Origin of the sequence: Micromonospora sp. KC213 (assembly GCF_004348325.1) — a bacterium.
In the GTDB taxonomy this organism is placed as follows: domain Bacteria; phylum Actinomycetota; class Actinomycetes; order Mycobacteriales; family Micromonosporaceae; genus Micromonospora.
Genome location: NZ_SMKF01000026.1, coordinates 16,720 through 39,395 on the forward strand (window position 1 = coordinate 16,720; position 22,676 = coordinate 39,395).

General features: G+C 72.1%; 21 protein-coding genes. 12 read left to right on the plus strand and 9 right to left on the minus strand.

Translation table 11 applies throughout. The features are described 5' to 3' along the window. Positions 1–68 precede the first annotated feature (68 nt). The 5 genes from E1166_RS08770 to E1166_RS08790 are packed head-to-tail and all read left to right on the plus strand — an operon-like array spanning position 69 to position 5,819. Entirely contained in the window at positions 69–1,397 is a 1,329-nt protein-coding gene (locus tag E1166_RS08770; RefSeq protein ID WP_207914111.1) for an aspartate aminotransferase family protein, read from the plus strand. 2 nt (positions 1,398–1,399) lie between these two features. Then, a complete protein-coding gene (locus E1166_RS08775) occupies positions 1,400–2,440 on the plus strand; it encodes an NAD-dependent epimerase/dehydratase family protein (protein ID WP_132337424.1) in 1,041 nt (346 codons plus the stop codon). A 19-nt stretch (positions 2,441–2,459) separates the two neighbouring features. Beyond that, complete coding sequence (locus tag E1166_RS08780) at positions 2,460–3,506, plus strand: UbiA prenyltransferase family protein (RefSeq protein WP_243710252.1); 1,047 nt, start codon at positions 2,460–2,462, stop codon at positions 3,504–3,506. Positions 3,507–3,543: 37 nt separating this feature from the next. Then, positions 3,544–4,599 (plus strand): glycosyltransferase, encoded by a 1,056-nt coding sequence (locus E1166_RS08785; RefSeq protein ID WP_132337384.1) that lies wholly within the window; start codon positions 3,544–3,546, stop codon positions 4,597–4,599. Continuing rightward, positions 4,596–5,819 (plus strand): endonuclease/exonuclease/phosphatase family protein, encoded by a 1,224-nt coding sequence (locus tag E1166_RS08790; protein WP_132337386.1) that lies wholly within the window; start codon positions 4,596–4,598, stop codon positions 5,817–5,819. The genes E1166_RS08785 and E1166_RS08790 overlap by 4 nt, the downstream gene beginning before the upstream one ends. Before the next feature lie 144 nt (positions 5,820–5,963). Here E1166_RS08790 and E1166_RS08795 read toward each other — a convergent pair whose 3' ends face one another. Beyond that, positions 5,964–6,917 (minus strand): aldo/keto reductase, encoded by a 954-nt coding sequence (locus E1166_RS08795; protein ID WP_132337388.1) that lies wholly within the window; start codon positions 6,915–6,917, stop codon positions 5,964–5,966. A gap of 236 nt (positions 6,918–7,153) precedes the next feature. Here E1166_RS08795 and E1166_RS08800 point away from each other — a divergent pair, with 236 nt between their 5' ends. After that, a complete protein-coding gene (locus E1166_RS08800) occupies positions 7,154–8,356 on the plus strand; it encodes a nucleotide disphospho-sugar-binding domain-containing protein (protein WP_132337390.1) in 1,203 nt (400 codons plus the stop codon). 24 nt (positions 8,357–8,380) lie between these two features. After that, positions 8,381–8,842, plus strand: coding sequence for an S-adenosylmethionine decarboxylase (locus tag E1166_RS08805; RefSeq protein WP_132337392.1), 462 nt, complete (start codon positions 8,381–8,383; stop codon positions 8,840–8,842). 208 nt (positions 8,843–9,050) lie between these two features. Here the strand turns inward: E1166_RS08805 and E1166_RS08810 are convergent, their stop codons facing one another. From E1166_RS08810 to E1166_RS08820, 3 genes are read right to left on the minus strand one after another with little or no spacing between them, the layout of a single operon-like run. Then, a complete protein-coding gene (locus E1166_RS08810; RefSeq protein WP_132264442.1) occupies positions 9,051–9,713 on the minus strand; it encodes a TcmI family type II polyketide cyclase in 663 nt (220 codons plus the stop codon). After that, positions 9,695–9,958: a hypothetical protein gene (locus tag E1166_RS08815; RefSeq protein WP_132337394.1), complete on the minus strand. Its 264-nt coding sequence runs from the start codon at positions 9,956–9,958 to the stop codon at positions 9,695–9,697. The genes E1166_RS08810 and E1166_RS08815 overlap by 19 nt, the downstream gene beginning before the upstream one ends. Next, on the minus strand, positions 9,955–10,272 hold the full coding sequence (locus E1166_RS08820) for an antibiotic biosynthesis monooxygenase family protein (protein ID WP_132337396.1): 318 nt from the start codon (positions 10,270–10,272) through the stop codon (positions 9,955–9,957). The genes E1166_RS08815 and E1166_RS08820 overlap by 4 nt, the downstream gene beginning before the upstream one ends. 447 nt (positions 10,273–10,719) lie before the next feature. On the opposite strand from E1166_RS08820, the gene E1166_RS30825 reads away from it, so the two are divergent. Beyond that, positions 10,720–11,490 (plus strand): hypothetical protein, encoded by a 771-nt coding sequence (locus E1166_RS30825; protein ID WP_165944290.1) that lies wholly within the window; start codon positions 10,720–10,722, stop codon positions 11,488–11,490. After that, a complete protein-coding gene (locus E1166_RS08830) occupies positions 11,474–12,265 on the plus strand; it encodes a class F sortase (RefSeq protein WP_132337398.1) in 792 nt (263 codons plus the stop codon). Before E1166_RS30825 ends, E1166_RS08830 begins: the two co-directional genes overlap by 17 nt. Before the next feature lie 111 nt (positions 12,266–12,376). Here the strand turns inward: E1166_RS08830 and E1166_RS08835 are convergent, their stop codons facing one another. Then, positions 12,377–15,367 (minus strand): phosphatidylglycerol lysyltransferase domain-containing protein, encoded by a 2,991-nt coding sequence (locus E1166_RS08835; RefSeq protein ID WP_132337400.1) that lies wholly within the window; start codon positions 15,365–15,367, stop codon positions 12,377–12,379. A 230-nt stretch (positions 15,368–15,597) separates the two neighbouring features. On the opposite strand from E1166_RS08835, the gene E1166_RS08840 reads away from it, so the two are divergent. Continuing rightward, on the plus strand, positions 15,598–15,990 hold the full coding sequence (locus E1166_RS08840) for a response regulator transcription factor (RefSeq protein ID WP_132337402.1): 393 nt from the start codon (positions 15,598–15,600) through the stop codon (positions 15,988–15,990). Here the strand turns inward: E1166_RS08840 and E1166_RS08845 are convergent. Next, positions 15,968–16,612 (minus strand): response regulator transcription factor, encoded by a 645-nt coding sequence (locus E1166_RS08845; RefSeq protein ID WP_207914113.1) that lies wholly within the window; start codon positions 16,610–16,612, stop codon positions 15,968–15,970. The genes E1166_RS08840 and E1166_RS08845 overlap by 23 nt on opposite strands. Positions 16,613–16,733: 121 nt before the next feature. On the opposite strand from E1166_RS08845, the gene E1166_RS08850 reads away from it, so the two are divergent. Then, on the plus strand, positions 16,734–18,131 hold the full coding sequence (locus tag E1166_RS08850) for a CHASE3 domain-containing protein (RefSeq protein WP_132337406.1): 1,398 nt from the start codon (positions 16,734–16,736) through the stop codon (positions 18,129–18,131). 133 nt (positions 18,132–18,264) lie between these two features. Here the strand turns inward: E1166_RS08850 and E1166_RS08855 are convergent, their stop codons facing one another. Both E1166_RS08855 and E1166_RS08860 read right to left on the minus strand, forming a co-directional pair. After that, complete coding sequence (locus E1166_RS08855; protein ID WP_243710253.1) at positions 18,265–19,275, minus strand: PrsW family glutamic-type intramembrane protease; 1,011 nt, start codon at positions 19,273–19,275, stop codon at positions 18,265–18,267. A 158-nt stretch (positions 19,276–19,433) separates the two neighbouring features. Continuing rightward, on the minus strand, positions 19,434–20,936 hold the full coding sequence (locus E1166_RS08860) for an MFS transporter (RefSeq protein WP_132337408.1): 1,503 nt from the start codon (positions 20,934–20,936) through the stop codon (positions 19,434–19,436). Between the two features lie 250 nt (positions 20,937–21,186). Here E1166_RS08860 and E1166_RS08865 point away from each other — a divergent pair, with 250 nt between their 5' ends. Then, entirely contained in the window at positions 21,187–22,155 is a 969-nt protein-coding gene (locus E1166_RS08865; RefSeq protein WP_132337410.1) for a zinc-binding dehydrogenase, read from the plus strand. A 51-nt stretch (positions 22,156–22,206) separates the two neighbouring features. On the opposite strand, the gene E1166_RS08870 is transcribed toward E1166_RS08865, so the two are convergent. Then, positions 22,207–22,671, minus strand: a complete 465-nt coding sequence (locus E1166_RS08870; protein ID WP_132337412.1) for an AbfB domain-containing protein — start codon at positions 22,669–22,671, stop codon at positions 22,207–22,209. Positions 22,672–22,676 lie beyond the last annotated feature (5 nt).

Sequence of the window (22,676 nt, forward strand, 5' to 3'; positions counted from 1 at the left end):
AGCAGCTCTCGGTCGACCAGGTGCAGGACCTGTACCGCCGGTACGTCAACAAGAGCCAGGTCAGCCTGATGACCTCCTTCGGCTTCGGCCGGGAACTGGTCGACCACGCCCAGGGCGCCTACATCCACACCCGCGACGGGCGGGCGATCCTGGACTTCACCGGGGGCGTCGGGGTGCTCAACCACGGCCACAACCACCCCCGCATCCTGGCCGCCCGCCAACGCTTCCAGCAGAAGCAGCGGATGGAGGTCCACAAGACCTACTTCTCGCCGTACCTGGCGGCGCTGTCCCACAACCTGGCCGCGGTGATGCCCGGCGACCTGGACATGTCCTTCCTGCCCAACTCGGGCGCGGAGGCGGTCGAGGGCGCGGTCAAGCTGGCCTACAAGTACCACGGCGGCAAGCGCAACACGATCCTGCGCAGCGACATCAGCTTCCACGGCAAGCTGCTCGGTTCCGGCAGCCTGACCGGCAGCTCGCAGAACCACTTCAAGTTCCCCGGCATCCCGGGCGTGGTCAGCTTCCCCTACGACGACCTGGACGCGGTGCGCGCGGCGGTCGACGCCACCCGGGACCGCCGGGGCAGGTGCGACGTGTACGCGATCCTGATCGAGCCGTTCAGCGCCTCGACGATGCGCTGGTGCTCGGAGGAGTTCCTGCGCGGGCTGCGGGAGCTGTGCACCCGGGAGGACATCGTCCTGATCTTCGACGAGATCTACACCGGGTGGGGCAAGACCGGCACGATGTTCTACTTCATGCGCTACCCGGGGCTGATTCCGGACGTGGTGACCACGTCCAAGTCCTTCGGCGGCGGCAAGTCCTCGATCTCCGCGTACGTGGCCCGCCGGCCGATCTTCCACAAGGCGTACGAGAGCCTCAACGACGCCCTGTTGCAGAGCACCAGCACCACGTACTACGGCTTCGGCGAGGAGACCGCCACCGCGATCGAGGCGATCAACGTGGCGGTCGAGGAGGACTTCCCGGCCCGGGCCCGCGACATCGAAAGGATCCTGGCCCCAGGGCTGGCCCGGATCGCCAAGGAACACCCGGACGCGGTCTCCGAGGTCCGCGGCGCGGGCGCCCTGTGGGGAGTGTTCCTCGACGCCCCGCGCGCCCTGGACGTGGTCGCCAAGCTCGCGCCGGGCGGGCTGGCCCGCGACCCCCAGTTCGGTACGAAGTTGGTCACCTGCTCGGTGATCAGCGCCCTCTACCGAGACCACGACATTTACACGTATTACACGCTCAATGGGAAGAACCCTCTGGTGGTGGGGCCCCCGCTGGTCGTCGACCCCGTCGACGTGGAGCGCTTCGTCGACCGTCTCGACCAGACGCTCGCCCAGGGCCTGCCCCGGCTGGTCGCCCGTTTCGTCAAGGAGAAGGTGTCGTCGCTGTGGTGAACATGAACGGTAAGACGGTGGTGGTGACCGGCGGCAGCGGAATGCTGGGCGGCCACCTGGTACGGGCGCTGGCCGACGACGGTTGGCAGGTACGCAGCCTGGACGTCCGGGAACCGGCCGAGCCGGTGCCGGGGGTCAGCTACACGGTCGCCGACGTGCGCGACGTCGAGCGGGTCAGCGCCGCCCTGCACGGCGCGGACGCGGTGGTGCACACCGCCGCCGCCCTGCCCAGCTACCCCGAGGACGAGATCCGGTCGATCATCGTGGGCGGCACCGAGACGGTGCTGGCCGCCGCGGCCCGCGGCGGCGCCGAACGGGTCGTGCACGTCTCCTCGACCGCGGTGTACGGGCTGCCGAAGATCGTCCCGACCACCGAGCGGTACCCACGCGAGCCGGTCGACCCGTACAGCCGGGCCAAGGCCGGCGCCGAGGAGGTGGCCGAACGGTTCCGGGCCCGCGGGATGTGCCTGCCGATGCTGCGACCCAAGACCTTCCTCGGGCCGGGGCGGATGGGGCTGTTCTCGATGCTGTTCGAGTGGGCCGAGGAGGGCCGCAACTTCCCGGTGCTGGGCCGTGGCGACGTACGGATCCAGATGCTGGCCATCGACGACCTGGTCGACGCGGTGCGCACCGTCCTGGCCGCGCCGGCCCCGGTCGCCAACGACACGTTCAACATCGCCGCCGACCGGTTCGCCACCATCCGGGAGGACTTCCAGGCCGTACTGGACGCCGCCGGCCACGGCAAACGGGTCGTCTCCATCCCGGCCCGCCCCGCCGTCGCCGCGCTGGAGCTGCTGCAACGACTCAAGCTCTCGCCGGTGTACGGGCGGCTGATCCACAAGCTGCTGGCCGACTCGTACGTCAGCGTGGACAAGGCCCGCGACGTGCTCGGCTGGACCCCGCGACTGTCCAACCGCGACGCGATCCTGCGCACCTACGACTGGTGGCGGGCGAACCGCCACGCCGCCCCGACCTCGGCCGGCCGAACCAGCCGGGACCCCTGGAAGCAGGGCGCCCTCGGCCTGGCCAAAGCCGTCTTCTGAACCGGTACCGGAGGTTATCGTGACTGTCCTCGTCGACCCGCCCATGTTCGGTGGGTCCGCGCCGATCGGCTCCACCACCCTGGGGGCCGCGGACTCCCGCACCGTCGGTCAGCCCGCCGCGACCGACCCGACCCACTCATCCTCCCCCGTCGCCCGGCGGGCCACCGGCCCGACCCTGGTACGCGACCTGCTCACCCTGATCAGACCGCACCAGTGGGCCAAGAACCTGCTCGTGGTGCCACTGGTGCTGATCGACACGCCACGGCTCGGGCTCGGTGTGCTCGGCCGGGTGGCCTGGGCGGTGCTGCTGTTCACCATGGTCTCCGCCCTGGTGTACGTGTGGAACGACGTCTACGACCGGCACCGCGACCGGGCCCACCCCACCAAACGGCACCGCCCGGTCGCCTCCGGCCGGGTCAGTGTCGGCGTCGCCTACGCCTTCGGTGGCCTGGTCGCCACCGCGCTGGTCACGGCGGTGCTGTCCGGACCGGCGTTCCCGTGGTGGCCGCTGGCGGTCTACCTGGCGTTGAACGTCGCCTACAGTCGAGGGTTGAAGCACCTGCCGCTGCTGGACGTGCTGGTGGTCGCCGGCGGGTTCCTGCTGCGGGTGGTGCAGGGCTACCTGGCCGCCGGGGCGGCCGTGTCGAGCTGGCTGCTGGTCTCCGTGTTCGCCCTGTGCCTGCTGCTCATCCTCGGCAAGCGGCGCCACGAGATGGCGGTCGGCGGCAGCGCCCACCGGCCCTCCCTGGCCGGCTACTCGGTGCAGTACCTCGATCTGCTGATCGTGCTCTGCGCCGCGGTCACCATCAGCGGGTTCCTCGGCTACGTGCAGGAGACCATCCCCGCCCCGTACCAGGCCCTGGCGCTGGTCGGCTCGACCCCGTTCGCGCTGTTCGCCATCGCCCGCTACCTGCAGGTGGTCGTCGTCGACGGAGACGGCGGCGAACCCACCCGGGTGCTGCTGCGGGACCGGGCGATGCTCGTCAACGCCCTGCTGTGGGGGGCGCTGCTCGGCGGCGTCCTGCTGGTCACCCAGCACCCGGCCGCGCTCGATCTCCTTCCCTGACCCCCTCCCCTGCTGCGACGCGACTAGGAGAAGACCGATGACGACCCCGACCACGAACCCGCTGGTCTCGGTGATCATTCCGAACTACAACTACGGCAACTCCATCGGCCAGTGCATCGACGCCGCCCTCGGGCAGACGTACCAGCCGCTCGAGGTGATCGTCGTGGACGACCACAGCACCGACGACTCCCTGGCGAAGGCCCGCCAGCGGGACGTCACGGTGCTGCAGACCCCGCGCAACAGCGGAGTGGCCGTCGCCCGCAACACGGGCGCCGCCGCCGCCCGCGGCGAGATCCTGTTCTTCGTCGACTCGGACGTGGCGCTGCGGCCGGACGCGGTCGAGAGGGCGGTCGCCGAACTGGCCGCCCACCCCGAGTACGGGGCGGTCTGCGGCATCTACGAGGAGGAACCGCTGATCCGGGACAGCATCGTCGAGGAGTGCCGGGTGCTCCAGGCGTACTGCTGGCGGATGGCGTCCCTGGGCGAGGTGAGCTTCCTGTTCTCGTCGCTGACCGCCGTTCCGCGCCGGGTCTTCGACGAGGTCGGCCCGTTCAATCCACGATTGCGGCAGACCGAGGAGGTCGACTACGGCGAACGGATGTCCGCCCGCTACCAGATCATGGTCACCGACCGGGTGCGCGGCTGGCACGACGACGACGACAAGCTGTTCCCGCTGCTGCGCAAGCTGTTCCGGCGGGCCCGGCTGCGGGTGCCACTGTTCGCCCGCCGGCGCCGGTTCGCCAAGGGCTTCGAGAGCCCGGCCCGGTCCTTCGGCACGGTCGCCGCGCTCGGCGTGCTGGCCACCCTGCCGCTGGTCGCGCTGCACCCGGCGTGGCTGCTGCTGACCGCCGCGCTGTTCGGGGTGTCGCTGTCGGCGGACGCCGAGATGTACCGGCACGTACGGCGCAGCCGAGGGGCGCGCTTCCTGACCGTCTTCACCGGCGTGGCGTTCCTGACCAACGTGGCGATCGCCGCGGGCATCGCGGTCGGCGCCGTGCAGTGGCTCTGCTCGGGCAGCTTCCGCCGGCTCTACGACGCCGACTGGTCGGCCCGCCGCAACCCGGCTGCGGACCTGGTCGGAACCGCGGCATGAGCGTCCTGCTCGACCCCGCCCCCGGCGCGGCGCGCACCGCGCCGGGGGCCCCCGGGGTCACCGCCGACCGCCCGGCCACCGGCCGGGCCCCGCAACCGACGACGCCCACGTCGGCCGGACGCCGGGGCGACCGGAAGCACTGGCCGCGCCGAACCCGGCTGCTGGTCACCCTGGTCGCCGCCTGGGCCGTGTTCCTCGGCGTGTTCCTCCTGCTGACCGGCGAGCACTGGTGGTGGCGGTTGGTCGAGTTGCCGCCGCCACTGTTCTTCGCCGCCGTCCCGATGCTGCTGCTGGCGCTCGCCCCGCTGGCCCGCCCCGTGCGCTGGCGGCTGGCCGCCGCCGCGCTGTGCTGCCTGGCCATCGGCCTGGACCTGGCCGGGTTGAACCCGCACGCGCTGCCCGGCGTCGGCGGCGTCACCCCGGCCCCGCCGGGAGCGCTGCGGGTGTTCTCCTGGAACACCGAGTACTGGCACGACGGGCACGACCCGCAACGGTTCTACGACCACCTCGCCGCCCAGCGGGCCGACGTCTACCTGTTGCAGGAGCACGTCGGCTGGGACCTGGCCGGGCACCGGCCGATCCGGGTGGACCACGTGGCCGAGCTGCGGGCGCGGTTCCCGGAACACCACGTGGTGGCCACCGGCGAACTGCTCACCATGTCCCGCTACCCGATCGTGGCGTGGCGGGGACTGGACGGCTGGCCGTACCTGGCCGACCCCGCGCGGCACGGCACCCCGGCCGGCTCCGACTTCTCCGACTACTACCGCTACAAGGTGCTCCGCACCGACCTGGCGGTCGGCGACCGTGTGCTGTCGGTCTACAACGTGCACGTGCCGGTGCAGCTGGACATCTCGATGGACCCGACGTCGGCGGAGTTCACCGAGTTCATGCGCGCCCAGCAGGACCGTCGACAGGCTCACTACCGGGCGCTGCGGGCCGATCTCGCGGCCAACCCGTACGGGCGGCTCCTCGCCGGCGACTTCAACGCCACCTCGGCGATGGGCGAACTGCGTGACCTGGCGGCTCGGCTCACCGACGCGGCCGTCGCCAGCGACCGGCTCCACCCGGTCTCGTGGCCCGACGCGTCGCCGAAGTGGCGGCTGGACTGGGCCTTCACCGACGGCCCGGTACGCAGCCACGAATACCGGATGGTTCCGGCGTACGGCATGTCGGACCACTCCGGACAGCAGGTCGTCGTCTCCCTCGTCGAGCCCCGCTGACCACCCGTCCCGGGTTGCCCTGCTCCGCCGGAGCAGGGCAACCCGTTCGCCACACCCGACAGCGCGACGGCCGGCTCGACGTTCGAGGCACGAGAAACGGGCAGGGGATCGTGGATCCCCTGCCCAGCCGGGTTTCGCCCTCGCTCAGCAGGCCTCGTCGAGACGCTTGCGCAGCTCGGTCGGCAGCTCCAGGTCGGCTGCCGCGAGGCACTCGTCGAGCTGGGCCACCGAGCTGACCCCGACGATCGGCACGATGGCCGGATCGCCACCGGTCAACCAGCTCAGCACCACCTGGTTCGGGGTGGCGCCCAGCTCGGCCGCCACCTCCCCCAGCACCCGCAGTCGCCGTTCGGTGCCCCGGTGCTGGTAGTGCTCCGGCAGCGGCTTGTCCGCCCGGGTGTACGTGCCCCACAGCAGGGTGCTGTACGCGAACATGGTCAGGTCGCGGCTGCGTACCAGATCCAGCAGTTCGTCGCTGGCGTGCACGTGCCCGCCCTCGGGCAGGGCGGTCGCCGGACGCGGCAGCAGGTACGAGTAGCGCTGCTGGACAACCGTGTACGGCGTGAGGCCCCCCGCCTCGGCCAGCGCCCGGGTCTCGGCCAGCCGCCAGGCGGCGTGGTTGCTGGCCCCCAGGGTGCGCACCTTGCCCTCGGTGACCGCCTCGTGGAACGTGGCCAGGGTTTCGGCGTCCGGGGTGTTCCGGTCCTCCCGGTGCGCGTAGTAGATGTCCAGGTGGTCCACGCCCAGCCGGCGCAGTGATCCGGTGAGCTGTTCGCGGATCACTGCCGGGGCGAGACCTTCGGCCGCGCCGTTGACGCCGAGCCCGGAACCAACCTTCGAGGCCAGCACCAGCCCGTCCCGGCCGCCCCGGGCGGCCAGCCACCGGCCGAGCACCGTCTCGCTCTCGCCGCCGCGCCCGCCGGGCACCCAGAAGGAGTAACAGTTCGCGGTGTCGATGGTGGTGCCGCCGGCCTCGACGAACCGGTCCAGGATCGCGAACGACGTCTGCTCGTCGACGGTGGTGCCGAACGGCATCGCGCCGAGACAGAGCTGGCTGACCTGAATTCCCGAGCCGCCGGACAGCTCACGTTGCCTCATCAGTCCTCCCAGGTTGCGACGGGTCCATCGGCCACAGGATAGGGACGCCGACCGGCCAAAAGCGCGCCCCGCGTCGATATCTACGACCTTCCGGGCAGACGCTGTGGGACCCAGGGCGCATCCTCGCGGCGCGTCGGCGTCGCCACCTTGTCCACACTGGTCTGTGCTCCGTACGGTCGCCGCCGGGAGGGCAGCCGATCGGCGATGCGGCGCCCGGTCACGGAAGGGAAGCCGCCATGCGTGTCGGACTGGTACCCGGGGTGTGGTCGTACGGGCTGGGCTCGGTCTCCACCGTGCTCGCCGTGTACGAGGCGGTCCGCCGCGCGGGCCACACGCCGGTGCTCTTCGCCAGCCCGCACGTCCGGCCGGTCCTGGAGCGGCTGGGCGTGCCGGCGGTGCCGATCCCGGGGCCGGCGCAGGCGTCCTACCCGGACGAGCCCGGCACGGTGCTGCGCCTGGACGACCTGCTGTCCCGCTCCGCGTACGCCGACCGTGACCTGGTGGAGACGGTGTTGGCCGCGCAGATGCGGGCCTTCCGCGCGCACCGCGTCCAGGTGTTGTTCCACGACTACGACCTGACCACCGTGGTGGCCGGGGCGCTGGCCGGGATCCCGGTGGTGTCCCCGGTGACCTGGCCGGACCACCGCCGGTTCGGCCGGGGTGGCGTCGGCTGGCCACCGCTGGACACCCGGGCGCTGGAGGCGTTCCGGCCCGCGCTGCGCCGCAGCCGGGCCCCGGAGCCGGGTTCGCTGTCCGAGGTCCTCTTCGACTGGAGCACCCGGCTGGTCTATCCGCTGACGCCGCAGATGGATCCGCTGGTCGCCCGGTACAGCACCGGCGAGTACGTCGGTCAGCTGACCGCCGCCGCGCTGGAGCGCCACGTCGCCGCCGGGCCGGCGGACTGGCCCCGGCCCGGACGGACCGGGGTGCTGGCCTACACGAGTGGGCCACCGATGGACGCCGACTGGTACTACCGGCACTGCCTGCGGGCGTTCGAGGGTTCGACGGTGGACGTGCTGATCGCGGCGGGCCGGCCGGACAGCGTCCCGCCCCGGGTGTCGCCCGCCGGAAACGTGCAGCTCTGGCCGCTGCTGCCGCTGCGTGACCTGCTCGACCGGGCGAGCGTCCTGGTGTGCCACGGCGGCCGGGGCACGCTGGCCGGCGCGGTGCACGCCGGCGTACCGCTGCTGGTCTTTGCGGGCGACGACCCGGAGCGGGGGTACTTCGCCGACATGCTGGCCCGACAGGGCCTGGCCGCCAGTTGCGAGGCCGACGACTGGCGGCCGGAGCGGTTGCGTGAGCTGGTCGCGCAGGCCGCCGGCATCCGGTCGGCCCGCGCCGCCGTGCCACCTCGCGAGCCGGCCGGCCCGGCCCGCGTCGTCTCGATCATGCAGGAACTGACCGCCGACCCGATCCGGCTGCTCTCCCGGGCCAGCTGAGACCGACCATCCAGAGGAGATCCGATGATAAGCCACTCTCTCACCGGCCACGCGCCCGAGGACCACTACGGTGACGAGCTGACCCTGCGGTTGTCCGAGATCGCCGACACCCGCGCGCTGCACGACGACAAGGCGTTGCACACCTTCATGCGCGACCTGGTCGATCGCATCGGCATGACCGTGATCGCCGGGCCGTTGGTGGCCACCGAGGAGGGCCCACCGCACCAGGCCGGAAAGTCGGCGGTGGTGATCCTCGCCGAGTCACACGCGGCGATCCACACCTACCCCTGGCTTCGCGAGATCTTCGTCAACATCTTCTCCTGCAAACCGTTCCGCGAGGCGGACGTGCTCGACGAGCTGGCCGGTCTGGTGGGCGGGTTCACGGTCACCGAGCGGTCCCTGACCCGGCGCGGCGAGGACTGGCCGCGGGCACTCGGTCCGGCCAGCCGGCTGTGGCGCAGCCAACGCTCGCGCACGGCGGCCTGAAGGTGGCGTCCGACGCGACGAGATGGCGGTGGTGCCGCTGCGCCAGATGGTGTTGCAGCTGTCAGCGGGCGGACCGACCGCCGTCGGAGGCGATGGTCTGGCCGGTGATCCAGGCGGCTTCGTCGCAGCGGAAGCAACGGAGCCGGTCGAGAAATCGCCAGCTCCGTTGCGCCAGAAACCCGAACCCGGCGTCCCGCGGTGGTGCCCGTCAGTCCTGCGCGCGCCAGCGGTAGAACACGTTCGCCAGGGAGTCCTGCGGGCCGCGCCAGGCCTGCGGGTTGTACGGTCCGATGTAGGGGCTGAGCTCCTGCATGATTTTGGCGAAGGCGGGTTTGCCGCGCTCCTGCTGGGCGGCCTCGGCGACGGACTCGTCCTGCTCCAGCAGGTGGACGTACACGTCGTCGATGGAGTACAGCCAGCGTTCGGCGACGCCCAGTTCGGCCGGCAGCGACCCGGCGTCGGACTCGGCGAAGATGCGCGCGACGTCGGGCTCGGCCCCCGGCTTGATCCGGCCCACGATGACCAGCAGCGTGGTGTTCTCGGGCTTCGGCCCGTCCGGCGCCCAGTGGTAGAACTCCTTCGCCACCGAGTCCGACGCGCTCTTCCAGTACCTCGGGTACGGCGTCACGTACGGCCCGATCGCCTCGGCGATCTTCTGGAAGGCGGGCAGTCCACGGTTCTGGCCCGACACCTTGGGGTCCTGCTTGCGCTCGATGATGTGCAGGTAGAGGTCGTGGTGCGACAGCAGCATCCGCCCGATGACCCCGAGGTCCTGCGGTCGGGTGGTGTTGTCGTAGTGCCCGAAGACGTCGCCGACAATCTTCTCGCTGCCGGGAACCATGTGGCAGACGATCACGTTGCGGAAGACCATGTTTGCTCCTTGGTGGATTGGTGGACGGATTGCGTCGCCGGGACGGCGTTCACGCGCCGAACCGGACGGGCAGCTCCCGCAGGCCACGCAACGGCGAGGCAGTAGTGGACGCCGTGGCCGAGGCCGAGGTGCGGGCCGCGCTCGCGGGTGATGTCGAGACAGACCGGCGTGCTCTCGCGCAGCCGCGCGAGGACGGGGTACGGGTCGGTGTAGAACCCGGACGCCGAACCGATCGGCTCGGTCATGGCTCCTCCGACTCGCTGCGTACGCTGTGCACGATCTGGTAGGTGTGCCGCTCGGCGGACTCGCGGAGGTCGCGGATCACGCGCAGCAGGTGGTCACGGTGTTCGCTGCGGCCGAAGGCGTCGAGGCGTTCCCGGTCCGCCCAGTCGCTCATGATCAGGTAGTTGCGCGGGTCGTCGACGTCGCGCACCAGTTCCTGGCGCAGGCAGCCGTCGAGCGTACGGATCTTCTCCGCCACGGCCAGCCACTCGGCCTCGAACCGTTGCTCACAGCCTTCCCGGGTACGCATCGCCAGCACGGTGCGCACCGGCGTCACGGCGTACTCCCGCCCGCCACGTCGCTGGCGCCGTCGGCCTGGTCGGCCGCCGCCCGCCACCGGGACTCCGCGACGGATGCGCAGTCCGGGCGGGCGGGTTTCCGGATCATTGTCTTGATCATGGAGTCCCCTTTCGACGGCCTACGCGGGACGGGAGCCGGGCGGAAACGGCCACCACCAGCCCCAGCAGCGAGTCTGCGAAGCCGGCGTCACCGGGGCGTCACCGCGCCGGGGCCACGGTGAGCGCTGGGATGACAGCGGCCACCCCCGGCACCCCCAAAACGCGATGAACCGGACTTTCAGCTTGAGATCGTGGCAAACGCTCACGTATAGCATGTGAAGCTTTCTTAGTGCCGTAAACCTGGAAAACGTTCTGATCCGGCACGAACTGGAATAACGTTCCTCATGGCTCGCCCTCCTGGGCCGACGAGAGAAGGAGTGAGGAACATGTCGAAGAGCTTTCTGAGCAAGCTCGCTGGCGGCGTGGCGCTGGGTAGCGCCGCCCTGCTGCTCGGGGCACCCGCCGCCGCGCTCGCCGCGACCGACGGGCCGGACAAGGAGCCCAACAACCAGCAGCGGGAGTGGAAGAGGGACTCGAACGACACGACCGACAGGAACAAGGACCAGAACAACAACACCGACAAGGGCGACAAGAACGACAAGAACAACAACGCCGACAAGAACGACAAGAACGACAAGAACGACAAGCCCAAGACCTTCAAGCTGAAGGACAAGGACGGCAACGGGGTCATCTGCGCCACCAACGACCAGAACGCCGAATCCGGCGTCGCCCAGACCATCAGCAACAACACCCTGACGGGCGGCGTCAACACCTTCGTCCAGATCGGGGCATCCGCGGCGGTGAACGCCAACGCCCAGGCCCTCGTCGTCTGCATCCGCGACCTCGACGTCGACGTGGACGTGGAGGTGGACCTGCTCAGCGACATTCTCGAGACGGTCGAAGCCTCCCGGGCCAGCGGGGCCGGGACGCCGTTGGGCCAGCCCGTCGCCAACATCCCCGCCCTCGGCGGCGCGTACGCGGGCCCGAACGGCGCCTGGGTGCTTCCGGCGAACGGCAGCGTCGCGGCCGGTGAAGGTCCCTTCGCCGACTCCAACACCGGTTCCCTGGTGGCGGCGGGCGCGGGCCTGATGGGCGTGGCGGCCCTCGGCGGCTTCGGTCTGCTGCGTCGGCGGTCCGCCGATGGCACTGTCGCCTAAGGCGGCCAGGAGCGCCAGCGGCCGCCATGGACTCCCATGGCGTGCCGCTGGCCTCGTCCTGGTCGTCCTGCTCATGCTGACCGGGGCGGGCCTGATCGGACTCGCGGCCAGGACCCCCGAGCCGGTCCGGGCACCACAGCCCGACCCCGCCGCCGCACCACCGTTCCTGCGGTCACCGACGCCGGAGCGAGCCGATGCCTCGCCGGGCGCCGGCACGCCCACGGGCCGTGCCGGCCAGGAGCCGGCCACCTGGGAACGCGCTGACGGCCGGCCCGCCGCGAACCGCCCGTCGCCCACCCCGAAAGCGATCGGGATGCCCCGGTCGCAGCCCACCCGGGTCCGGATTCCGCGGATCGGCGTGGACGCGTCGACCACCCCGCTCGGACTGGACAAGAACCAGCAGATCGCGGTCCCGCCGGCCAAGCTGGCCGGGTGGTACAAGCTGGGACCGAGCCCGGGCGAGGCCGGCACCGCGGTGCTGGTGGGCCACCTCGACGCCCGCAGGACCGGGCCGGCGGTCTTCTTCCGCCTCGGCGCCCTGAAACCGGGCGACACCATCGACGTGCTCCGCCAGGACGGCACCACGGCCCGCTTCATCGTTGACGGCGTGGCCCGCTACCCGAAGAAGAGCGTCCCCGCCGACCTGGTCTACCAGCACAACGGCACGCCCCAGCTGAGGTTGATCACCTGCGGTGGCGACTACGACAAGAAGGCGAAGTCGTACAAGGACAACACGGTGGTGTTCGCCACCCTGGCCACCGAACGCGCCAGGTGAGGCCGGGAGCCGCGCGAACCCGGGCGGTGCGGGACCGCCGCCGCCCGGGTTCCTGCCGCCCGGGTTCCTGCCGCCCGGGTTCCTGCCGCCGCGGCGACGACCCGACGGCGCTCACCCCACACGCCGCCCGTCCTGGCCCACCAGCCGGCCGATCACCGGAAGCTCGGAGACGCCCTCGGCACCGGCGATGGCCAGCCCCTGCACGGCGGCGTTGCCCGACCCGGACAACAACACGTACCGGGGACGCCACATCGGCTGGTACTTGTCGTTGAACCGCCACAGCGACTCCATCTGGGTCGTGCCACCGAAACGCTGCACCAACCGTCGCTGCACCTCGGTGAGCGGGCCCTGCCCCCGCTCCCCCGCCAGCACCGAGCGCATCACCGCGAAGTTCAACCCCAGACCCCACTGCCCCCGCGCCCGCAGGTGCTGGACGGTGTCGATGATGAGAAAATCGGTGAGGCCGTTGGGCAGCTCGACATCGCTGCGCCGCCGCATCACGTCCAGCGACCAGCCGGCGATGTCCGCCGCCGGTGTCCACTGGCAGAACGCGTCGACGCGCCTGTCCGGGCCGTACGCCACAGTCAGCAGCAGCCCGGTGTCCGCCGGATCGAACAGCCGCGACAGGGTCATCGAGAACCCCCGCTCCACCGCGCCGTGCCGGCTCTGCGTCGACAGCCGGCGCAACTCGTCGGCGAGTGCCGGCGGCAACGTCGCCGGATCGTAGAACCGGGTGGTGTACCCGGCCCGTTGCACCCGTCGGTAGGCGCTGCGCAGACCCTTCATCGGGCGCCCGTCGAGGCTGAAGCTGCCGCAGTCGACGATCGCCTCGTCGCCCAGGTACACCGGGCGCAGCCCGGCCGCCTGGTAGACCGGCAGCCAACCCTCGGCCGCTCCGACCACGGTGACCGGCCAGCCGTGCCGGTCGGCGAAGGCCAGGAACTGCGCCCACGCGTCCGCCCACTGCTCGGGCGGCCCGATCGGGTCCGGTGAGACCAGACACACCCCGTCGCGCACCTGGTAGGCCACCACACAGTCACCGGTGAAGAACCAGGTCTTGTCCGATCGCAGCGCAAAGTATCCCAGGGTGTCCCCGCCGTACCGCCGCACGACGGCCCGCGCCCTGGCCAGGTCGGCGCGGTGCTGGGCCGCGCCCGGCCGACGATGCCGCCTCGGCCGCAGCAGCAGCCACCCGGTGCCCAGCAGCAGGCTGCACCCGACCGCGGTCAGCGCCGGCTCCACCAGTCGGCCCGACGACGGCAGCGGCGCGGCGGTGGCGCCGACCATCCGGGCCGCCACCACCCGGGCCGCGTGCCGGGTGGTCCCGGGCGCGCCGGTGGCCGCCGTCAGGCCCAGGGAGACCGCCACCACCAGCGCACCACCGGCCAGCAGGACGGCGACCGCGGCCCGCACCTGTCCGCGGTCGGGATGGGTCGGGAACGCCGCCCGGTGCCGGAGCAGCCAGCCGGCCACCACGACGGCGAGCAGCGCCTCCCCCACGTCGAGGCCCTTGACCAGATGCAGCACGGCGGACGCCACGAGCAGACCGGACGCCACCCCGCAGGCCAGGCTTCGGCCACGACGCAGACCCCACGCCACCAGCAGCAGGGCGACACTGACGAAGACCACACCGGCCGCTGCCGCCTGCGGCGCCTCGACCGGCAGCCACTCCAACAGCGCGGCCAACCGGTCCCGCAGCGGCGGCGTCACCGCCGAGGCGAGGTTGAGCAGCGCCATGCCGCCGACCGTCAGCGCGGCCCTGCGCCGCACCCGCTCGTACCTGACGCGGCGGGCCAGCGCCTCCTGCTGCACCGGCCAGCCCGCCTGGCCGGGCACCGTGGCCACCACCGCGGGCGAATCCGGTAGCGACCGGTGGCGCCGGACGACGAGCCGCTCCACCAGCGTCGCCTCGCCGGCCGGCGACTCGCCCACCACCAGCCGAGCCCGTACCTGCTGCGCCACGTCGACCTCCACCCAGCTGCGGCGCAGCACCGGCAGGAACACCGGCGGCAGGAACCAGCGGGCCCGCCGCGCCTCCACCACCCGCGTCGCGCAGCCGCTGTTGGCGTAGAAGCCACCCGCCACCGCCGCCAACTCGGGCCGGTGGGTGTGACCGGTGATGAATCCGGCCAGGCCCGCCTCGCACAGCGCGGCGGCGGCCGCCTTCGGAGGACCGTTGAGCCGGCTCCCCCACGGACCGAGCCGGCTGCCGGCCAGCGACGCGTACACGGTACGGGCCAGCAGCACGGCCAGGACCACCAGCAGGACCAGGTCGGCGACCAGGGTGATCCCGGAGATCAACAGCCACCGTTCGACCCGGGCGAACGCGGCCGAGTGCGCCAGCAGCCGCACCATGAACGGCGCACGCAGGGCCAGGGCCAGCAGCGCCGGCAGCAGCAGCCACCAGACCCGCGAACCCAACCGGCGGTACACCAGCCGGGAGGCGACAAGCGGCCCGATCGCGCCCGGGTCGGTGAGTGCCCCGGCGTCGGCCAGCATCGGATTACCCCGGACGTGCGGCAACACCTCCTGCACGATGTGCTGACCCAGCGGCGAGTCCAGCGGATTACGTGGGTCACGCAGGGCGTTCGCCGGATCGAACGCGTGGCCGTGCTCGCAGCGCACCACCCGCGGCCCGGCCGGCGTGTCGAAGCACAGGTCCACCGAGAGGGCGCACCGACCGCCGAGTCGGTCGGCCACGACCGCCGCCGACACCCCGTCCCAGGCGATCGCGGCGTCGTGGTCACCCACCACCACGACCAGTTCCCGACCGGGTTCGCGGCTGAAGTCCCGCAACGCCGCAGTCAACGCCGGATGGGCGTCGAGGGCACCCCCCACGGTGCCGCCCGGCTCGCCCCACAACTCGAACACGTCCCCGTTGAGCACCACCACCCCGGGGCCCGACCACCGCCCGAGCCGCCCCACCAGGTCGTGCTCGAACCGGCTCGAAGCGGCCGACCGGGCCTGCCCCAAACGCAGGTCACCACAGACCAGGGCGGTGGCGTCGGCCGGCAACCGCACGGTCAGCCGGTCCGACACCGCAACACCGGACGGTGCCGCATCGCCGACCGGAGTCACCATCCCCGCACCGACGCCCGTCACGTGCCCTCCCCCTCGGGTCAGGTCGTCGCCAGCGGCCGGCCCGGTTGACAAACGTGTGCCGGGTGCCGCCGTCCGCTCGCGCCCTTCCGTCGACAAGCCTGGGGCTTGCGGCGGCGCCGGTCCTCACCGCCAGCACCCGTCCCGCCTGGGGGCTGGCTGCAACCGGACCGCCCGTACGCTGTCCAGGTAGCCGGAATGCCGGGGCCGCTTGCGGCTGCGACGCTTGTCCCATGCTGCGCTGCTTGATCGTCGACGACAGCCCGTGGTTCCTCGACGCCGCCCGTGCGCTGCTGGATCGCGAGGGCGTCACGGTGGTGGGCGTGGCGTCCAACGGTGTCGAGGCGCAGCGACGGGTCGCGGAGCTCCGGCCCGACGTGGTGCTGCTCGATATCGACCTGGGCGGCGAGAGCGGCTTCGAGCTTGCCCGGCGGTTACAGCCGGAGGACGGCCGGCCGCCGGCCCGCCTGATCCTCATCTCCACCCACGACGAGGAGGACTACGCGGAGCTGATCGCGGCCAGCCCCGCGGTGGGCTTCCTGCCCAAGGTCACCTTGTCTGCCACCGCCGTCCGGGGCCTGCTGGACGAGCACTCCGGCCGGGTCAGCGGGCTTCGAGGAACGTGAGCACCGCCAGGACCCGGCGGTGATCGTCATCGGTCCCGGTCAGGTTGAGCTTGGCCAGGATGCTACGTACGTGCTTCTCCACGGTGCCCTCGGTCACCCACAGCCGCCGGGCGATGCCCGCGTTGGACCGCCCCTCGGCCATCAACGCCAGCACCTCCCGTTCCCGCTCGCTCAACACGGCCAGCGGATCGTTGCGCCGGCGCGCCGACACCAGCTCCTGCACCAGCGCGGGGTCGACCACCGACCCGCCGTGCGCGACCCGTTCCAGGCTGTCGACGAACTCCGCCACGTCGCTGACCCGGCTCTTGAGCAGGTAACCGACGCCGCGCCCGCTGACCAGCAACTCCATCGCGTGCTCCACCTCGACGTGGGCGGACAGGACGAGCACCGCCGTCTCCGGGTGGTCCTTCCGGATGTCACGGGCGGCCTCCAGCCCCTCCGAGGTGTGGGTGGGTGGCATCCGGATGTCCACCACGACCAGGTCGGGGTTGGTGGCCCGGGCCAGCTCCACGAGCTGCCGCCCGTCGCCCGCCTGCCCCACCACCTCGTGACCGGCCCGCTGCAACAGACTGGCCAGCCCCTCCCGCAGCAGGACGTCGTCGTCGGCCAGCAATACCCGCACACTCGTCATGAAGCGGATTATCCGGCTAGCGTACGGCCGGTGAGAACCGTGCGGACCACCTGGGCGCGACACCCGGACCGCCACCGCGCCGCTGGCCGGCCCCGGCGCGCGGGGGCCTGACATGTGGCGCGGGCTGACGGCGCGCACGGTGGTGGCCAGCGGTCTGCTGGCGCTGGTGGTCGGCAGCGCGTTCGCCGTCCTGCTGACCTCGGTCACGCAGCTGCGGGCCGACGACCGCCGCGCCCTGCGGGCGCAGGAGGTGCTGGTGACGGCCAACCACCTGGAGCGGCTCGTCGTCGACATGGAGACGGGCCAGCGCGGATACCTGCTCACCGGCCGGGAGGAGCTGCTCCAGCCGTGGGAGGCGGCCGGCGCCTCGTTCGGCGACGAGGCCCGCACCCTCGAACAGCTCGTCGCCGACAACCCGGAGCAGCAGGCCAGGGCCGAGCGGATCGCGGCGGAAGGCGACGCGTACCTGCGCGACTACTCGGTACCCCTGGTCGCGCAGGCACGACGGGACCGCTCCGCGGTGCGGACCCTGCCGGAGGTCGAGGAGGGCAGGCGGCGCGTGGACGTCCTGCGGGCGGAGTTCGACCAGTTCCTGGCCACCGAACGCCGCCTCGCCGAGGCGCGGCAGGACGGCTCCGAGGCGGCGGCCAACCGGGCCGTGTTCGCCGCGGTCGCCGGCCTGGCCGGCTCGGTGTTGTTCGTCGTCGTGTTCGCCGGCTACCTGCACCGGGTCATCGTCGCGCCGGTCCGTCAGGTGGCCGCCACCGCGGGCCGGCTGGCCGCCGGCGACCTGGGCAGTCGCCTACCCGAGCGGGGAGTCGGCGAGGTCGGCGTGTTGCAGCGCTCCTTCAACGCGATGGCGGGCTCGCTGGAACAGGGCCGTGACGCGCTCGCCGCGTCCCGGGCGCGGGTCGTGGCCGCGGGCGACCAGGCGCGGCGCCGCATCGAACGCGACCTGCACGACGGCACCCAGCAGCGGCTGGTGTCGCTGATCCTGGCGCTGCGCGCCGCCGAGGCCGCCGTTCCGCCCGGCTCGCCGGAGCTGAGAAAGCAGTTGTCCCGGGCGGTCGACGGACTGTCCGACGCCCTCGAAGAGCTGCGGGAGCTGTCCCGCGGCATCCACCCGGCGATCCTGTCGGAGGGCGGTCTGCGGCCGGCGCTCAGGGCGCTCGCCCGGCGCTCGGCGGTCCCGGTCGACCTGGCCGTCGACGTGCCGGCGCGGCTGCCCGAGCAGGTCGAGGTCGGGGCGTACTACGTCGTCTCCGAGGCGCTCGCCAACGCCGCCAAGCACGCCGATGCCTCCGTCGTCGAGGTCGAGGCCCGACTCGCCGCCGGTCGGCTGCACCTGTCGGTGCGCGACGACGGTACGGGGGGCGCCGACCCCGGTCGGGGGTCGGGGCTGGTCGGGCTGGCCGACCGGGTGCACGCGCTGGGCGGCACCCTGTCGGTGACCAGCCCGGTCGGGTCGGGCACCACGCTGGTCGTCGACCTACCCGCCACCGAAAGGTAGTTCCCCGCCGCCCGGGCGGTCGGTGCCGCTTGGGACAGACGCCGCCCGGGCTGCCGAAGCAGCCCGGGCGGCTCGGTTGTCGGCCGGTACGCCGGCCGGGGTTCGCCGGACCGGCGCGGGGCACCGGCGTGTCTCACCACCGCGCCGCCGTCTGCGGGGTGACCGCCGCGGGAGCCGGCGAGGCCGTCGCGCGCCAGCGTGCCACCAGGATCAGCACCCCGACCGCGGCGTCCACCGCGAGCAACGCCCAACTGATCACGGTGTACGTGTCCACCTGAGCGGCGGTCACCCGGGGTGCCGCACCGAGCGAGATCAGCGTCAACTGCGTGGGTGTGCCGGTGAGCAGCAGGGTCAGGAGCACCGCGATCCCGCTGGAGGCGTCCCAGAACATGTGCAGCAGGGCCATCAGCAGGTACCAGCCGACCAGCGAGGCGCGCAGCCTCGGTCGGCCGTGGCGCGACCGTGCCGCGGTCGCGAACAGGGCGCCGCCCAGGATCGCCGTCCACAGCCCGTGCCCGAACGGTGCCAGGACCCCCCGCAGCGCCTCGGTCTCCACCACGTTGAGCAGCGACAGGCCGCCCGGCGCGGCGAACAGGGCGGTGAAGGCGTAGCCGGCGCTCTCCAGCGCGGCGAATCCCAGCCCCACCGAGGCGCCGAGCACCATGCCGTCCCGGGCGGTGTACCGGGGCAGGTGCCGGGCCAGCAGCCACAGCGCACCCAGCTTGACCGCCTCCTCGATCAGACCGACGCCGACGTAGCCCAGCCCGGACGGTTGCCGCAGCAGCGCCGCCTCCAGGATCGAGGCGCCCAGCACACCGAGCACGCCACCGCAGAGGAACGCGACGAAGACACGCTGCGCCGTCACCACCCCGTCGGCACGACCGAAGGCGTACACCACGAACGTGACCGGGACGAGGAAACTGCCCAACAGAATGATCGTCGGGATCAGGTTGACGTTGCCGGTGGCGAAGGTGACCGGCACCGCCACCACCCACAACACCAGACCGGTCAGGAAGACGCGCGCCCAACTCGGCAGCCGACCACGGGCTCGCCGCTGCGTACCGATGCCCGGGCCCGGGCGGGGGACCGTGCCGCGGCCGGGGTTGGTGCTCGGCTCGACGGCCGCCGGCGACACCATTGTCATCTCCTGCTCCCTCCGTGCCACCGCCGGGCGGGGCCCGGCGGCTGCCCAGTTCTCACCAAGCGAGCGTGTCACCGGGACCGGCCCCTGCCATCGCCGCCAACCGGGATCCCTCGGTACCGGCTAGCCGTAAACCGCCGACCGTCGCCCGCCTCCTCTGATCACGACGAGAACCCGGTGGCGATGTCGCCCGCCCGGCGCGGGGCCTTGCCGGTGAGGGCGGACAGCGGCAGCGCCACGGATTCAAGCGGTCGGCGTTCGGCGCGAACCCCGAGAACGATCTCGACGATGCCGCCGACCACCATGACGGCCCCGCCGATGAGGTAGCCGACGAACAGCCGGGACGGGTTGGTGCCGGCCCCGATCAGGTGGCCGTACAGCACCGGGCCGATGGCGCCGAAGCACTGTGCGATGGCGAAGAACACCGCGATCGCCTGGGCCCGCACCTCGAGCGGGAAGATCTCGCTGACGGTCAGGTAGGCGGCGCTGGCACCCGCCGAGGCGAAGAAGAAGATGACGCACCACGCGATGGTCTGGGTGGCCGCGGTGAGGACGCCCTGGTCGAACAGGTACGCGGTGACCGCCAGCAGGACGCCGGAGAGGATGTAGGTGCCGGAGATCATCGGTTTGCGCCCGACGGTGTCGAACAGTCTGCCGATGGTCAACGGACCGAGCAGGTTACCGAGCGCGAAGCCGATCAGGTAGAGGGGTGCGTTGTCCGCGCTGACCCCGTAGAACCGGGTGAGCACCAGGACGTACGTGAAGAAGATCGCGTTGTACAGGAACGACTGGGTGATCATCAAGCTGGCACCCAGCACCGACCGCCGCCAGTGGTCCACGAAGAGGACCCGCAGCAGCGTGCGGTAACCGCCGCGCACCGGCCGGATCTCGATCGCGTCGCTGTCGTCCACCGGCCGCAGCGCTCGCCCGCTCTGGTGGCTCTGCGCCTCGACGAGCGCGATCACCCGCTCCGCCTCCGCGGCGCGACCGTGCATGAGCAGCCAGCGAGGGCTCTCCGGGAGGTTGCGCCGCACGTACAGCACGACGACGGCGAGGACGGGTCCGAGCAGGAAGCCGAGCCGCCACCCCAGCGCCGGAGGCAGCGCGTGCAGGAAGAACAGCGCGCCGAGCGTGCCGAGGATCGCCCCTGCCCAGTAGGTTCCGTTGACGCCGATGTCGATCCGCCCGCGGTACGGGGCCGGGATCATCTCGTCGATGGCCGAGTTGATGGCGGCGTACTCCCCACCGATGCCGGCACCCGCGACGAACCGGGTGAGCAGCAGGTACACGACGGCACCGGTACCGTGGCCCAGGGTCAGCGCGGTCAGGCCGCTGCCGCCGAGGTACACGGCGAGCGTCACCATGAACAGGTTGCGGCGGCCGAGCCGGTCGGCGAGTCGCCCGAAGAACAGGGCACCGAAGACCTGGCCGACGAGGTAGACCGTCGCCACGGCGCCCACCGCGGTCGCGGACATGGCCAACGTGTCGGCCTGCCCGAGCACGGCGCCGACGGAACTGGCGATGGTGATCTCCAACCCGTCCAGCACCCACGCCACGCCGAGGGCGAGCACCAACCGGGTATGGAACGGGCTCCAGGCAAGTCGGTCCAGTCGGGCCGGAATCGTGCTTCGGACCGCTCCGGAGGCGGTCGCTGTGCTGGTCATGGTGCGGCTCCTTCTGGGCGCTGCGCTGCGCGGTCGGCGCGCCGGCGGGACCCGGCGGGCCCGCACCGGCCACCGTCGCTCCGTTCGGCGTCGCCGCCCTCGGAGCCAGCCCCCAACTCCGCTACCCGCCAGCGGTAACCCGGGGGTTGCCGCCAGCCGGATCGGTGCGTGGGCACGTCCGTTGACTTCAACCAAACTTGAGGTTGAAGACTTGGTGGCGACGCTGCTTCTCCCGCGAAAGGTGCTTCTCATGCGCGCTGTCCAGGTGGCCAGGTTCGGCGGCCCAGAGGTGTTGTCCTACGTGAACCTGCCGGATCCGGCACCCGGTCCCGGCCAGGTCGTCGTCACCATGGCTGTGGCGGACGTCATCTTCCTCGACACCCTGCTGCGTGCCGGCTGGGGCCAGGACTTCTTCCCGCGGACACTGCCGTACGTGCCCGGCGGTGGCGGAGCGGGGGTGGTACGGGAGACCGGCAAGGGGGTTGACCCGGCATGGGTCGGCCGGCGCGTGGTCGTCCGGACCGACACCGGCTACGCCGAGCGGGTCGTCGCCAACCTCGGGGAAATCATGCCGGTGCCCGACGGGGTGGCCACCGAGGTTGCGGCGGCGCTGCTGCACGACGGCGTGACCGCGCTCAGCCTGGACCAGCTCGGAGCACCGAAAGAGGGGGAATGGGTGCTGGTGTCGGCCGCGGCCGGCGGCGCCGGATCGCTGCTGGTGCAGTTGGCCGTCGACGCCGGCGCCCGGGTCGTGGCCGCCGCGTCCAGCGATACCAAGCTCGCGCTGGCCCGCGAGCTGGGCGCGGAGGTCACCGTCGACTACGCCCGGCCGGACTGGATCGCACGGGTACGGGAGGCGACCGGTGGCGGGGCGGCACTGGTCTACGACGGCGCGGGCGGCTCCCTCGGCACGGCCGCCCTGGAGGCGGTGGCCGACGGCGGCCGGTTCGTCACCTACGGCACCGCCGACGGCTTCGCCACGCCCGACCCGGAGCGGGCCGGACGCCGTGGCATCCGGGTCATCACCCCGTTGGTGGACGGTCCCCCGAGCCAGCAGCGGGTACGCGAACTGCTGGATCTGGCACTGCGGCGGGCCGCGCAGGGACGACTACGACCGGCGATCGGTGCCACCTATCCGCTAAAGCAGGCCGCCGACGCCCACCGGGCGCTGGCCGAGCGCGCCACGGTGGGCAAGTCCCTGCTGGTGGTGGAACGGTAGCTCCACCGCAGCCGGTTGTCGGGCGGCGGGCTACCGCAGGTGGGCGACGGGCTACTCCAGGTGGAAGGTGGCGTCGGCGCGGTCGGTGGCGGTGCTCGGCACCTGCACGTACAGCAACTGTTCGTCGTGGCGGAGGTAACGGCCGGCGAAGTTGAACGACTCGAAGCTCACGCCGGTGGAGTCGGCCAGGCCGGCGGGGCGGAAGAAGCTCGCGTCGTTGCGGTACAGGGTGCTGCCGTCGTTTCTCTCGACCCAGATCTCGTAGTTCTTGTGCCGCAGGTAGTAGCCGGGGTTGCTGGTCGACTCCAGCGACACGGTGCCGGTGCCGGCCAGTCCGGTCACGATCCGGAACTGCGAGTCGGCGGGGGCGGTCACGTTCGCGTCGATGCGCCCACGAAACTCCCAGTGCCGGATGTACCGGTCCGCAACGTTGTGTGACCTGAGCCGGTACGGCGTCACCCCGTCGGCGACCGGGATGCCGAAGTTCGGTGTGCCGTCGGCGGGTCTTCTGGTCACGCACC

Excerpts from the sequence above, each read along its gene's own strand:
- E1166_RS08770 (WP_207914111.1), top strand. The coding sequence starts at position 69 with ATGACCTCCTTCGGCTTCGGCCGGGAACTGGTCGACCACGCCCAGGGC.
- E1166_RS08775 (WP_132337424.1), top strand. The coding sequence starts at position 1,400 with ATGAACGGTAAGACGGTGGTGGTGACCGGCGGCAGCGGAATGCTGGGC.
- E1166_RS08785 (WP_132337384.1), top strand. The coding sequence starts at position 3,544 with ATGACGACCCCGACCACGAACCCGCTGGTCTCGGTGATCATTCCGAAC.
- E1166_RS08790 (WP_132337386.1), top strand. The coding sequence starts at position 4,596 with ATGAGCGTCCTGCTCGACCCCGCCCCCGGCGCGGCGCGCACCGCGCCG.
- E1166_RS08795 (WP_132337388.1), bottom strand. The coding sequence starts at position 6,917 with ATGAGGCAACGTGAGCTGTCCGGCGGCTCGGGAATTCAGGTCAGCCAG.
- E1166_RS08800 (WP_132337390.1), top strand. The coding sequence starts at position 7,154 with ATGCGTGTCGGACTGGTACCCGGGGTGTGGTCGTACGGGCTGGGCTCG.
- E1166_RS08805 (WP_132337392.1), top strand. The coding sequence starts at position 8,381 with ATGATAAGCCACTCTCTCACCGGCCACGCGCCCGAGGACCACTACGGT.
- E1166_RS08810 (WP_132264442.1), bottom strand. The coding sequence starts at position 9,713 with ATGGTCTTCCGCAACGTGATCGTCTGCCACATGGTTCCCGGCAGCGAG.
- E1166_RS08815 (WP_132337394.1), bottom strand. The coding sequence starts at position 9,958 with ATGACCGAGCCGATCGGTTCGGCGTCCGGGTTCTACACCGACCCGTAC.
- E1166_RS30825 (WP_165944290.1), top strand. The coding sequence starts at position 10,720 with ATGTCGAAGAGCTTTCTGAGCAAGCTCGCTGGCGGCGTGGCGCTGGGT.
- E1166_RS08830 (WP_132337398.1), top strand. The coding sequence starts at position 11,474 with ATGGCACTGTCGCCTAAGGCGGCCAGGAGCGCCAGCGGCCGCCATGGA.
- E1166_RS08840 (WP_132337402.1), top strand. The coding sequence starts at position 15,598 with ATGCTGCGCTGCTTGATCGTCGACGACAGCCCGTGGTTCCTCGACGCC.
- E1166_RS08850 (WP_132337406.1), top strand. The coding sequence starts at position 16,734 with ATGTGGCGCGGGCTGACGGCGCGCACGGTGGTGGCCAGCGGTCTGCTG.
- E1166_RS08855 (WP_243710253.1), bottom strand. The coding sequence starts at position 19,275 with ATGACAATGGTGTCGCCGGCGGCCGTCGAGCCGAGCACCAACCCCGGC.
- E1166_RS08860 (WP_132337408.1), bottom strand. The coding sequence starts at position 20,936 with ATGACCAGCACAGCGACCGCCTCCGGAGCGGTCCGAAGCACGATTCCG.
- E1166_RS08865 (WP_132337410.1), top strand. The coding sequence starts at position 21,187 with ATGCGCGCTGTCCAGGTGGCCAGGTTCGGCGGCCCAGAGGTGTTGTCC.